A 12,186-nucleotide genomic window follows, 5' to 3' on the forward strand; every position below is an offset into this window, starting at 1 on the left:
CATCGTTCACCCGCAAACGGGTTCGATGCACGCGTATGGCTTCGCAGGATGTCCTTTATTTAGGGTTAAGGCAGGGAAGGCCGATCGCTCGGCATATCGAGAAAGGCGGACGGTAAAGTCGGGCTGCCAAAGCGTCGCACAACGGGGCGGGGCGTTGGTACGGCGTGGCGAGTGGTTCGCAAGGGTGGTAATGGCGGGTTAACCATCTCCCGCTAGCGCGGAGGGTGAACACGTGCGATCGGCAATGAGGGGGAACACCATGACGACGCGAAACGGTCGCAAATTCGGCCTCCGGGCGTGCCTTGCAGGCGCATTGTTGACCCTGCCGGGGCTGGCGCTGGCCGACGTCAATGATGGCGTCGCCGCGTGGGAGCGGGGGGATTACGAGACCGCCGTTGCCGAGTGGCGCGGACCTGCCGGGCAGGGCGATGCCGACGCGCAGTTCAACCTGGGCCAGGCCTATCGCCTCGGCCGCGGGGTCGAACAGAACACCCGCCAGGCCGAAGTCTATTACGCAAAGGCCGCGGCGCAGGGGCACCTGAAGGCGGCGGACAATCTGGGCCTGCTGCTGTTCCAGAACGGTCGCCGCGAAGAGGCGATGCCCTACGTCGTCGATGCGGCCGAGCGCGGCGATCCGCGCGCGCAATATCTGCTGGGGATCGCGCATTTCAACGGCGACCTGGTCGCGCGCGACTGGGTGCGTGCCTATGCGCTGATCACGCTCGCCAATGCGGCTGGCCTGCCGCAGGCGGCCAGCGCGATGCAGCAGATGGACACGCATATCCCGCTCGACCAGCGCCAGCAGGCGCAGGCGCTGGTGCCGCAGTTGAAACGCAATGCCGATGCGCAGCGCGCGAGCCGCTTTGCCGCCGCCGATCTGGGCACGGGCGACGCCTCACCCTCGCGCTCCGCATCTACTCCTGCTGCCGCTCCGCCTGTGACCGCCACCGCGTCCGGCGCTTCGGCGGCGGGCCGCCCGGACCGTATCCCGCGGCCCATCGCTCAGACTCGCGTGGCGCCTTCCGTCGCCGCTGCACAGTCCGCCATTGCCGAGGCTAGCCGCGTGACCGGAACCGAAAGCCCGGCGGATGCGGGTGCGACTTTCGCGCGTCGCAGCACGCCCGCTGCCGATCCGCGCGCGGTCGAGCCGCAGCCGACCACGCCGGTCGTCGCGCGCGCCGCCCCGCAACCGCGACCCGAGCCTCGGCCCGAGCCGCGTGTCTCACCGCGCCCCGAACCGCAGCCCGCGCCCGTGCGGGCGGCTGCGGGCAGCGGGCCCTGGAAAATCCAGCTCGGCGCCTTTGCCGTCAATGGCAATGCGGAGCGTCTGTGGGCGCGCCTTTCGGGGCGGAGCGAGCTTGCCGGGGCGACCCGCGTGCTCGAACCTGCGGGCCGCGTGACCAAGCTGCTTGCTGGCGGCTATGCCAGCCGCGATGCGGCGCAGAGCGCGTGCAATGCGCTCAAGCGCAGCGGGCAGGACTGTCTCGTCACTCGCTAGGCTTTTCATCGGGCGAGATCGCGCGCCCGTCGAAGGCAATTCCCCTAAGCCCGCCTCGCTGTTAGGTGCCGGGTAACAGGGGGAATCTTTTCAATGACCGAAGCGGTAGCGGCGGCAACGCCGGATCAGGATACGCGGGCCTCAGGCGCTGCCGAAAAGGCTGCGCCGATTTCAGCCACCGGCGCCTCGCGTCTGCTGAGCCTCGATTTTACACGCGGGATAGCGGTGATGGGCATTCTGGCGGCCAATATCGTCGCCTTCGGTCAGCCGATGATCGCCTATATGTGGCCCGAAGGCTTCCTGACCCCGCATGATGCGAAGTCGGACTGGATGTGGGTCGCGCAGTTCGTGCTGATCGACGGCAAGATGCGCGGGCTTTTCACGCTGCTGTTCGGGGCGGGGATGTATCTCTTCCTGGAGAATGCGTGGGCGCGCAAGCAGGGGCGCTGGCTTCAGGCGCGGCGGCTGTTCTGGCTGCTGGCGTTCGGCATGGTCCATTTCTTCTTCATCTGGCGCGGGGACATCCTCACGCTCTATGCCACCTGCGGATTTATCTGCCTGCTATTCGTGAAGTGGGGTCCGAAGACCCAGCTGGGCGTGGGGATATTCTTCTATCTTGTCGGTGCCGCGATCTTCAGCGCGCTGGCGGGCATGTTCTACTGGATCATGGAGCTTGGCGGCGCAAAAGTGCTGGCCGAGGCAGGCGGACAGGGCGGTGGTCCTTCAACCCCGGCAGAGGTGCGCGAAAGCTTCGGGGTGATGAAGACGCAGGGCCTCGATATCGCGCAGGCCGACGTGTCGCTGATTCAGTCGGGCGATTATTTCGGCTGGGTCCACTACAACCTGACCGAGCACTGGGTTGAGCCGCTGACCGGTTTCCTGTTCTTCGGACTGGAGACCATCCCGCTGATCCTGATCGGCATGGCGCTGTATCGGTTCGGGCTGTTCGACGGGCGTCTGAATGCGAAAAAGCAGGCGATCTGGGGCGCGATCGGCGTAGCCGTCGGCCTCGCCGGATCGCTTGCCATCGGGCTGTGGACGCTGGAGCGGGGGCTGAGCTTCCATTCGACCTTCCTCAGTTTCGTCGGCACCAGCGCCTTCGTCCGCCTGCCCTTCGTGATCGGGCTGGCCGCGCTGCTCGCGTTGTGGGGGCCGAAGGCGACCGGCTGGCTGGGATCGCGCGTCAGCGCGGCGGGCCGGATGGCGTTCTCCAACTATCTGGGCACGTCGATCCTGATGCTGTTCGTGTTCCACGGCTTCGCGCTGGGGCTGTATGGCGAGCTTACGCGGCCGCAGCTCTACATCGTGATGCTGGTTGCGTGGGCGATCATGCTGGCGTGGTCGAAGGCGTGGCTGTCGGTCTATCGCTACGGCCCGCTGGAATGGCTGTGGCGCTGCCTGACCTACGGCAAGCTGTTCCCGATCCGGCGGACGCGCGAGGCAGGGTGATCAGAGCGGCACTCGCGATCGGCCTCGCAGCCGTGCTGGGTGCGTGTTCCGAGCCGATCGAGACGCGCGATATCCCGGGCGTCTATACCGGAACGCTGGGCGAGGGCGCGGCCTATCGCCTCGAGATGGGCGAGGATATGCGTTACCGCTTCTGCCGGGCGGAGGATGCAGACTGCACCCCGCCCGAAGATCGCGGAGGTTATCAGGTGGTGCGGCTGGGCTCGACATCCATCGTCCGCTTCAGCCTGTTATGCGCGCCGTTCGAAGGGGAATGCAGGAATTACGAGGCCGACGCAAAACTGCGCCGTCCGGGGTCGGTCGAGATCGCCTTCGTCGACGAGGCGGGCACCGCGCATGTGTTCGTGAAGCAGCGCTAGGAGGCGGGCGCACATTTTGACTTGTTTGTGAGAACAAGTCGCATTAACAATGTCCTTGCGAGTCGTTTGCAGGAGACTGTTCCGCCAATGTACGTTTGCATCTGCAATGCCATCCGGGAGACGGATCTGCGCCGCGCCGCCGTGCACTGCTCGGGCGATGCAGAGGCGTGTTACGCGGCGCTCGGCAAGCGTCCGCAATGTGGCTCATGTCTGTGCGATGCCGATGCGATCGTGTTCGAGGAACGCGAGCTCGGGTGCTGCAAGGCTGCGGCCTAGGCGCATTCGCAATAACGCGCCTGCCACTGCGAGGCGCTCTCAAAAGCCCAGAAATCTGCGATTTTTTGCGCCTTCGCCCTTGCGGAGTTGCCTGATCGACGCCTAAGCGTGGGGCAATTCACATTCACAGGAGCATGCGGCCATGAAGGGCGACGACAAGGTCATCGAATATCTCAACAAGGCGCTCACCAACGAGTTGACCGCGATCAATCAATACTGGCTGCACTACCGCGTGCTGGCCGACTGGGGCGTGACCAAGCTTGCCGAATACGAACGGCACGAGTCGATTGACGAGATGAAGCATGCCGACTGGCTGGCGGAGCGTATCCTGTTCCTGGCCGCGCTCCCCAACTTCCAGGCGATCCACAAGCTGAAGGTGGGCGAGACGGTCGAGGAGATCCTCAAGGCCGACCTCGCGGTCGAGATGGAAGCGATCCCGCTGCTCAAGGAAGCCGCCGCCTATTGCCAGGAAGTGCGCGACTACACATCGGGCCAGCTGTTCGAGAACATTCTGCGCAGCGAGGAAGAGCATGTCGACTTCCTCGAAACCCAGTTCGACATGATCGAGCGCATGGGTCTGCAGAACTACGTCCAGCTGCAAAGCCACTCGGCGGGCGAGGGCGAGACCGGCGCAGGCGCGCCCTAGGCCCTCCGGTCGCGCCGGCTAGAGCGACGCGCCGGAGTTATCGTCCTCCGCTACGCGCTCTGCCTTGCGGCGCATGATTTCGCGACTGCGACGGCGGCGATCTTTCGCGCTGCCCGTCGCCAGTCGCGTTTCCAGCAGGAACAGCACCAGTCCGGCGACCATCAGGCCCATGGTGGTGATCCACGCGACTGCGGTCAGCGTGCCAATCTGCGTCTCGATGAAGGCGCTGACGAACAGCAGACCGATGACGATGCAGATCGCCAGCGCGCTGGCGGTGCAGAACATCACCGCACCCTGCGCATAGACCCTGCGGCGCTCCAGTATCGGCAATTCTTCCGGCCTGCGGCCCGCTTCGCCGAGCTCGGCCGCTTCCTCGATCGCCTCGATCCGGGTGGCGATCCAGATCAACCGCTGGGTCATGGTGTTCATCACCGCACCGATCGCGGCGAGCAGGAACACCGGCGTCAGGCTGAGCTGCAGCACCTGCTGCACGCGCATCGTGTTGCTGGTGCGGTTGACCAGATCGCTCGCAAAATCGGCGCCGGAAGCAGCCAATAGGTCGATCATTGCTCGCTCGCGTAGGGGTTCTTCGATGTCTTCAGCACCACCCGCACGGGCACTGCGTCGAAGCCCAGTTCGCGCCGGATGCCGTTGACCAGATAGCGTTCGTAAGAGGTCGGCAGCATGTCCAGCCGGGTGCCGAACACCACGAAGCGGGGCGGGCGGGTGCCGGCCTGGGTGATGTAGCGCAGCTTGATCCGCTTGCCGCCCGGGGCGGGGGGCGGGTTCGCCTCCAGCGCATCGTCGAACCAGCGGTTGAGCGCGGAGGTGGACACGCGTTTGCTCCAGGTCTCGCGCAGCTGGAACGCGGCGGCGATCAGCTGATCGAGGCCCTTGCCGGTCTTCGCGCTGACCGCGATCAGCGGGAGGCCGCGTACCTGCGCCAGCCCCTCGTCGAGCGCGAAGCGGATGCCGTTGAACAGCTTGCTCGGCTCGGCGGCTACATCCCACTTGTTGATCGCGATCATCAGTGCGCGGCCTTCCTCGATCGCGAGGCTGGCGATCTTGAGATCCTGGTGTTCCAGACCCTTGGTCGCATCCAGCATCAGCACCACGACCTCGGCGAAATCGACCGCGCGGCGCGCGTCCGCGACCGAGAGCTTTTCCAGCTTCTCGACCACGTTGCGCTTCTTGCGCATCCCGGCCGTGTCGATCAGGCGCACTTCGCGCGTGTCGCCGCTGTGGGGATCGGTCCATTCCCAGTCGATCGCGATCGAATCGCGGGTGATGCCTGCTTCCGGCCCAGTCAGCAGACGATCCTCGCCCAGCATTCGGTTGATGAGGGTCGATTTGCCCGCATTGGGCCTCCCCACGATCGCGAGCTTCAGCGGCCCGGTGGGGACGCCGTCTTCGTCCTCTTCGCCCTCATCCATCGCCTCCAGCGCGTCGCCCGCTTCGGACTTCTCGCCAATGATTGGCCACAGCGCCTCGAACAGGTCGGCAGTGCCTTCGCCATGTTCGGCGGAAATGCCGATCGGTTCGCCAAGGCCGAGCGAATAGGCTTCGAAAATGCCTGCGTCGCCGCTGCGCCCCTCGGCCTTGTTGGCGACCACGATCACAGGGACGTCCGCGGTGCGAAGCCAGTTGCCGATCTCGTTGTCGAGCGGGGTGAGCCCGGCGCGCGCGTCGACCACGAACAGCACCGCGTCGGCATCGGCGATGCTGACTTCGGTCTGCATCCGCATCCGGCCCGGCAGTGTGCTGGGGTCTTCGTCTTCCCACCCGGCGGTATCGACGATGGTGAAGCGCATGCCCGCAAGCGTCACGTCACCGAATCGCCGGTCGCGCGTGACGCCCGGCTGATCGTCGACCAGCGCGAGCTTCTTGCCCACCAGCCGGTTGAACAAGGTGGATTTGCCCACATTGGGGCGCCCGATAATGATTACACGAGGCAGCATAGGGACGGCAGTTGGGCCTTGCCCGCGCCGTTGGCAAGCGCCCTCGCGCTCCTGGTAGACGAAAAGGCGAAGGAACGGGGCGCAAAGGTAAACGCGCTGTTAACCAGTCTTCTGAGGCTGATGGAAAGGCACGACCGGCAAAACTTTGCCGTATGAATTGCCGCCCCCATCACTTCGTCCTCCCCCTCGCCGCAGTCGCTGCAAGTCTTGCAGTTCCGCCACTTGTCGCCGCTCAGGCACAGGTCGCCGCAGGTGTGATTGCAGCCTCGAGCGGCAGCGAATTGCCGCCTTACCTGCAATGTGTGCCCTATGCGCGGCAGGTCAGCGGGATCGATATCTACGGCGATGCCCACACCTGGTGGGATCAGGCCGAAGGGCGCTTCGCGCGTGGCCACACGCCTCGTGAAGGCGCGGTTATGGCTTTCGTTCCCACCGGCAATATGCAGCTGGGCCATGTCGCGGCGGTCGCCAAGGTGATCGATTCGCGCACCGTGCTGCTCGACCATGCCAACTGGTCGCCGATCAATGGACGGCGCGGGCAGATCGAACGCAATGTGAAGGCGGTCGATGTCTCGCCGAACAACGACTGGAGCCAGGTGCGTGTGTGGTACTATCCGCTACAGGCGCTCGGCACCACGCCGTGGCCGGTGCAGGGCTTCATCTATCCCGATGGCAAGGCGAAGCCACGCACGCAGCAGCGCTTTGCGCAGGCGGCCCCCGCGCCGGTTCGGCCGCAGCCGACCCGCGAAGAGCCCTCGCGCGCCTTCCTCGCCGCCTTTGCCGATGCGCCCCCGGCGCGCGCACCGCAGACGCGGACAAGCCAGCCGCGCGTGACGCAGGCGGCATACAGGCCCGCACAGGCCGCGTCCCAGGCGAGCTACGCGACCGCGCGACCGCTCACTCCGCGCCGGGTACAGGCGAGTGCAGGGCGGTCAGGCGGGGATGCTGTGGTCGAGCGCGCGGTCGCGCTCTACGATTAAATACGATTAAAGGCGTAGAGCGGGGGAGGGCTCAGTCGTCCAGACGGGCGACCGGCGCATCCTCGCCCAGATCTTCGAACCAGGCCTCGACGGGGCCCTTCAGCTTGAGCGTGAGCGGCTGGCCCTTGCGGTCCATCGTCCGCCCGGCCTGCACGCGCACCCAGCCTTCGCTGATCGAATATTCCTCGATATCCGTGCGCTGACGGCCCTTGAAGCGGATGCCCACTCCGCGCTGCAGCACCGCCTGGTCGAAATGCGGGCTGCGCGGATTGACCGACAAGTGCATCGGCGGGACGTCCGCACCCTTGGTTTCGGGGGCTTGCGCGGGGGTGTTCTCGGGGCTTTCTTCGGTCATGGCGCTGGCCGATAGACAGACCGGCGGGGCCTGACAATACGGCTCGCGTATCAATCGGGCGTCAGGCTCGACCCGTAGAGCGAGAAACGGCGCGCGTGCGCAATCCGCAGTCCCGCATCGAGACGCTCGCGATCGATCTCGCTGGTCCACGAACTGCGCTCCAGCAGCGGGTTGCCGCCGGGGCCGTCCTTTTCCAGTTCCTTGGACGAGAGACGCCCATTGGCCGGATTGACCGGCGGAACGATCAGCCTCCCGAGCGCTTTGGCGCGCTTTTTCAGATCCGATTTCATTTTTTCATCCATCCAAATTTGACATATTTGTTACACTATCCATTGTGTATGTAACCTAAACGTCATAATCAAGTTTCCGCTCCCTTCCGGAAATGCCCGCAGGCGGAGCGCTTGCCCTTTGCGCGCAGACGCTCTAGACGCGCCGGTCTGTCGTGGATGGCTCCCGCCATTCGCGCGTCCTCGTTCGGATTGCGGGCGTGGCGGAACTGGTAGACGCGCTTGGTTTAGGTCCAAGTATCGCAAGATGTGGGGGTTCGAGTCCCTTCGCCCGCACCAGCCTCGCCCCGCGATGCAATCAGCACTCTTTGTCGGAAAGCACGTAAGACCACTCATGCAGATCACCGAGACCGCCAACGAAGGCCTCAAGCGCGCCTATCTCATCACGATCCCCGCGAGCGAGATCGACGACCGGATCAAGGCCGAGGTGAAACGCATCGCGCCTCAGGTGCGCATGCCGGGCTTCCGCCCGGGCAAGGTGCCCGCCAACCTAGTGCGCAAGATGCACGGCGAGCAGCTGCACGCGCAGGTCGTCAACGACACGATCCAGTCTTCGGTCGACGAGCTGATGAAGGACAAGGGCCTGCGCCCGGCGATGCAGCCGACCGTCTCGCTCAAGGACGGCTACGATCAGGGCAAGGATGCCGAGATCGACGTCAGCCTCGAAATCCTGCCTGAAATCGACACGCCCGACGTGGACGGCATCAAGCTGGAACGGCTGGTCGTGCCGGTGGACCAGAGCGCGATCGACGAGACGCTGCAGCGCATCGCCGACCAGAACAAGACCTTCAAGGACGCCGCGAAGACCAAGAAGGCCGCCGAAGGCGACCAGGTCATCATCGATTTCGTCGGCTCGATCGACGGTGTCGAATTCGAAGGCGGCAAGGCCGAAGACGCCCCGCTGGTGATCGGATCGGGCACCTTCATCCCCGGCTTCGAAGACCAGCTGACGGGTGTGAAGACGGGCGACGAAAAGGTCGTGAAGGTCACCTTCCCCGAAGAATACCAGGCAGAACACCTGGCGGGTAAGGACGCCGAATTCGCGGTCACCGTGAAGGCGGTGAAGACGCCTGAAGACAGCAAGATCGACGATGATTTCGCCAAGAACCTCGGCCTCGAAAGCGCGGACAAGCTGCGCGAGCTGGTCAAGGCGCAGATGGAGCAGGAAACTGCCGGGCTGACCCGCACCCAGATGAAGCGCCAGCTGCTCGACACGCTGGCCGCCGGTCACGATTTCGCGGTGCCCGAAGGCATGGTCGACGCCGAGTTCGAGCAGATCTGGCAGCAGCTGATGCAGGAAGCCTCGCGCGAGGAAGATTCCGAAGCGGCCGTCAAGGAAATCGAGAGCGAGCGCGACGATTACCGCCGCATCGCCGAGCGCCGCGTGCGTCTGGGCCTGCTCCTGTCCGAAATCGGTCAGGCCAATGGCGTGCAGATTTCCAGCCAGGAAATGTCGATGCTGATGCAGCAGGCCGCGCAGCAGTATCGCCCGGAAGACCGTGAGCGGTTCATGCAGTTCATCCAGAACGAACCGATGGCTGCCGCCCAGCTGCGCGCTCCGCTGTATGAAGACAAGGTCGTCGACTTCCTGTTCGAGAAGGCCGAAATCGAAGAACGCGAAGTGACCCGCGAAGAGCTGGAAGCCGCGATCGAAGCGGAAGAAAGCACCGAGGCCGAAGCCGCCAAGGCGAAGAAGGCCCCGGCCAAGAAGGCGGCTGCGAAGAAAGCTCCTGCCAAGAAGGCTGCTGCCAAGTCGGACGACAAGGCTGACGACAAGCCCGCAGCGAAGAAGGCGCCGGCCAAGAAGCCCGCAGCCAAGAAGGACGATGCTTCCGCCGAGAAGAAGCCCGCCGCCAAGAAGGCTCCGGCTAAGAAGGCTGCCGCTTCGGACGAGAAGAAGGCTCCCGCCAAGAAGCCTGCGGCCAAGAAGGCCCCGGCGAAGAAGCCTGCTGCCAAGAAGGACTAAGCGCGCAGGCGCTCGGTCTTGAGAGACAAACGCGCGGGGCGGTCGGCTAGTTGCCGGTCGCCCCGCTCGCGTTTTCGGCTGCCGGATTTCCCGCCTCTGGCATCCAGCGGGTGAAATCGGGTGTCGGGATGCTCGCGCTGCGCGCCCGTTCGTAGGCCGCGCCTGCCTTCAGCACCTCCCAGTCCTGCCATTTGCCGCCGATGATGGAGAGGCCCACGGGAAGCTCTTCGATCGCGCCCATCGGCACGGTCAGGTGCGGATAGCCCGCGATCGCCGCCGGACTGCCAAAGCCGATGCTGCCGTTGAAATTGTCGCCGTTGACCAGATCGCTGACCCAGGCCGGGCCGCGCGTCGGTGCGACCAGGAATTGCACGTCGTACTCTGCCAGCAGCCGGTCGATCGTCTGCTCGCCCGCGAGGTGGATCGCGTTCTCGCGTGCCGCCTCGTAGGCTTTGCGATCGGTGGTGGTCTCCGCCAGTTCGAAGATGCCTTGACCGAACCAGCGCATCTCGGCGCGCTCATGCCGCTGGTTGAAGGCGATCAGATCGGCGAGGCTGCGCGGTGTCATCTTCTCGCGTCCACCGATCGGCGGGATCGAGGCGAGGTATTGGCCCATCCCTTCGCGCAGCTCGAACAGCAGCACCTGGAAACTGTCGCGCGACATTTCCTCGTTGGGCTCAAACTCGATATCGACCAGCGTCGCACCTGCCGCTTCCAAATCGGCCAGCGCGGTGTCGAACACTGCGCGAAGGTCGGCGCGGTCGCCTGCCTGCCCACGCATCACCCCGATCCGCACGCCCGCCAGTGAGGCATCGGGCAGCCCTTCGGCAAAGTCGCGCTTGTAGCGGTCCGCCTCGGCAGTCGCAGGGTCTGCCGGATCGCTGCCCGCGATTGCGGTCAGCAGCATGGCGGCATCCGTCACGCTGCGCGCCATCGGCCCGGCGGTGTCCTGCGTGGTGGAGATCGGCACCACATGCGTGCGGCTGACGAGCCCCACGGTGGGTTTGAACCCGACCACGCCGTTGATGCTGGCAGGGCAGGTGATCGAACCATTGGTCTCGGTCCCGATTGCCGCCCAGGCAAAGCCTGCCGCAACCGCCGCCGCGCTGCCCGAGGACGATCCGCAGGTGTTGCGGTCTATCGCATGCGGATTGCGGGTGAGGCCGCCCACTGCGCTCCACCCGCTGGTCGAGTTGAAGTCGCGAATATTGGCCCATTCGGAAAGGTTGGTCTTGCCCATGACCACGCCGCCGGCGGCGCGCAGATTGGCGATCAGCGGCGCGTCACGACGGGTGATATTACCCGCCAGCGCGAGGGAGCCTGCGGTGGTCGGCAGTTCGCGCGTTTCGATATTGTCCTTCACCAACACGGTGCGCCCGACCAGCGGGAGGTCTATCGTGGCACGAACCTGAGCGGTGATGTCGGGTGCGAGAGCGATGACCGCGTTCAGCCCGTCGGGGCCCCGGTCATAATGGACAATTCGTGAGGCGAAGACGAGCGCGAAGGCCTCCGATATAGAAGCTGCCGGTTCGACCCCGGGCGGAGGCTCGACATCCGGCTTCTCGAAAGATTCGCTATATCCGGTTGCAGGCAGACGGTCTTCGCTGGCGAAGTTCGTCTGCGCAAAAGCAGGATTTGCTGCGAGGGTGGCGAGCGCCAGTGCGGCGAGGGAAGGGCATGTTCGCATGCCCGGAACGTGCGTTGGTTTGGCGGCGCGGTCAATTCACTTGCCGCGCCCCCGTCAATCAGTCTCGCAGCTTACCCGAAGGTCACGTCCTTCGCGCTGTCGATCACCGTACCCAGAATGCCGTAGTCCTTGGCTTCCTTGGTGTTCATCCAGAAATCGCGGTCGATGTCCTTCAGCACCTTTTCGTGCGGCTGGCCGGTCGCGTCGGCGATCTTCTGCGCGATGCGTTCGCGCATCTTGACGATTTCCTGCGCCTGGATCGCGATGTCGCTGGCCGGGCCACGCGCGCCGCCCGAGGGCTGGTGGATCAGGAAGCGCGTGTTGGGCAGGCAGAAGCGGCGCTCTGCCGGAACGCTGAGGAAGATGTGCGTCGCGATGCTGGCGACCCAGCCGGTGCCGATCATGGCGACGGGGGAGGCGATGAAGCTGATGAGGTCGTGGATCGTGTCGCCCGATTCGACGTGGCCGCCCGGCGAATTGACGATCACGCGGATCGGTTCGTGGCTGACATGGTCGAGATAGAGCAGCTGCATCGAAATGCGCTCCGCCATCTTCTGGTCCACGCCGCCGAAGATCAGCACGGTGCGTGCATCGAGGAACTTGTTCATCATCGCCGCGCCGGCGTTGGAGATGTCCTTGTCCGTCTCTTCCTCGTCATCGGCGCGGAAGGGGATGGGGTTGCTGGGCATCGTCATAAATCAGGCTCC

Annotated in this window: 13 protein-coding genes and 1 tRNA gene; 8 read left to right on the forward strand and 6 right to left on the reverse strand. The window is 65.0% G+C overall.

Annotation, left to right across the window (positions count from 1 at the left end; genetic code table 11):
* Window positions 1-259 precede the first annotated feature (259 nt).
* From K7H93_RS12105 to bfr, 5 genes are all read left to right on the forward strand, one after another.
* Complete coding sequence (locus K7H93_RS12105) at window positions 260-1,498, forward strand: SPOR domain-containing protein (protein WP_230783844.1); 1,239 nt, start codon at window positions 260-262, stop codon at window positions 1,496-1,498.
* Between the two features lie 93 nt (window positions 1,499-1,591).
* Window positions 1,592-2,947, forward strand: a complete 1,356-nt coding sequence (locus tag K7H93_RS12110; RefSeq protein WP_230783845.1) for a DUF418 domain-containing protein — start codon at window positions 1,592-1,594, stop codon at window positions 2,945-2,947.
* Window positions 2,944-3,324 (forward strand): hypothetical protein, encoded by a 381-nt coding sequence (locus tag K7H93_RS12115; RefSeq protein ID WP_230783846.1) that lies wholly within the window; start codon window positions 2,944-2,946, stop codon window positions 3,322-3,324. Before K7H93_RS12110 ends, K7H93_RS12115 begins: the two co-directional genes overlap by 4 nt.
* A gap of 87 nt (window positions 3,325-3,411) precedes the next feature.
* Window positions 3,412-3,600 carry a (2Fe-2S)-binding protein gene (locus K7H93_RS12120; RefSeq protein ID WP_010235381.1) on the forward strand — a complete coding sequence of 63 codons (189 nt, stop codon included), beginning with the start codon at window positions 3,412-3,414 and terminating at the stop codon, window positions 3,598-3,600.
* Window positions 3,601-3,742: 142 nt separating this feature from the next.
* Window positions 3,743-4,246 (forward strand): bacterioferritin, encoded by a 504-nt coding sequence (gene bfr / locus K7H93_RS12125; RefSeq protein WP_230783847.1) that lies wholly within the window; start codon window positions 3,743-3,745, stop codon window positions 4,244-4,246.
* 18 nt (window positions 4,247-4,264) lie between these two features.
* Here bfr and K7H93_RS12130 read toward each other — a convergent pair whose 3' ends face one another.
* Window positions 4,265-4,801 (reverse strand): DUF2721 domain-containing protein, encoded by a 537-nt coding sequence (locus K7H93_RS12130; protein ID WP_230783848.1) that lies wholly within the window; start codon window positions 4,799-4,801, stop codon window positions 4,265-4,267.
* Between the two features lie 8 nt (window positions 4,802-4,809).
* A complete protein-coding gene (gene der, locus K7H93_RS12135) occupies window positions 4,810-6,204 on the reverse strand; it encodes a ribosome biogenesis GTPase Der (RefSeq protein ID WP_230783849.1) in 1,395 nt (464 codons plus the stop codon).
* A gap of 254 nt (window positions 6,205-6,458) precedes the next feature.
* Between der and K7H93_RS12140 the strand changes: the two genes are divergently transcribed.
* Window positions 6,459-7,184 carry a CHAP domain-containing protein gene (locus tag K7H93_RS12140; protein ID WP_338080326.1) on the forward strand — a complete coding sequence of 242 codons (726 nt, stop codon included), beginning with the start codon at window positions 6,459-6,461 and terminating at the stop codon, window positions 7,182-7,184.
* Window positions 7,185-7,215: 31 nt separating this feature from the next.
* Here the strand turns inward: K7H93_RS12140 and K7H93_RS12145 are convergent, their stop codons facing one another.
* Both K7H93_RS12145 and K7H93_RS12150 read right to left on the reverse strand, forming a co-directional pair.
* On the reverse strand, window positions 7,216-7,539 hold the full coding sequence (locus tag K7H93_RS12145) for a DUF3297 family protein (RefSeq protein ID WP_230783851.1): 324 nt from the start codon (window positions 7,537-7,539) through the stop codon (window positions 7,216-7,218).
* A 50-nt stretch (window positions 7,540-7,589) separates the two neighbouring features.
* Complete coding sequence (locus K7H93_RS12150; protein ID WP_230783852.1) at window positions 7,590-7,829, reverse strand: hypothetical protein; 240 nt, start codon at window positions 7,827-7,829, stop codon at window positions 7,590-7,592.
* Between the two features lie 191 nt (window positions 7,830-8,020).
* Here K7H93_RS12150 and K7H93_RS12155 point away from each other — a divergent pair.
* Together K7H93_RS12155 and tig are read left to right on the forward strand one after the other, a co-directional pair.
* Window positions 8,021-8,105, forward strand: a tRNA-Leu gene (locus K7H93_RS12155).
* A gap of 55 nt (window positions 8,106-8,160) precedes the next feature.
* A complete protein-coding gene (gene tig, locus K7H93_RS12160) occupies window positions 8,161-9,792 on the forward strand; it encodes a trigger factor (RefSeq protein WP_230783853.1) in 1,632 nt (543 codons plus the stop codon).
* Between the two features lie 46 nt (window positions 9,793-9,838).
* On the opposite strand, the gene K7H93_RS12165 is transcribed toward tig, so the two are convergent.
* Window positions 9,839-11,479 carry an amidase gene (locus tag K7H93_RS12165; RefSeq protein ID WP_230783854.1) on the reverse strand — a complete coding sequence of 547 codons (1,641 nt, stop codon included), beginning with the start codon at window positions 11,477-11,479 and terminating at the stop codon, window positions 9,839-9,841.
* A 71-nt stretch (window positions 11,480-11,550) separates the two neighbouring features.
* Window positions 11,551-12,174, reverse strand: coding sequence for an ATP-dependent Clp protease proteolytic subunit (locus tag K7H93_RS12170; RefSeq protein WP_230783855.1), 624 nt, complete (start codon window positions 12,172-12,174; stop codon window positions 11,551-11,553).
* Window positions 12,175-12,186 lie beyond the last annotated feature (12 nt).

The sequence above is a fragment of the Citromicrobium bathyomarinum genome (assembly GCF_021021475.1).
GTDB classification, from domain to species: domain Bacteria; phylum Pseudomonadota; class Alphaproteobacteria; order Sphingomonadales; family Sphingomonadaceae; genus Alteriqipengyuania; species Alteriqipengyuania bathyomarina.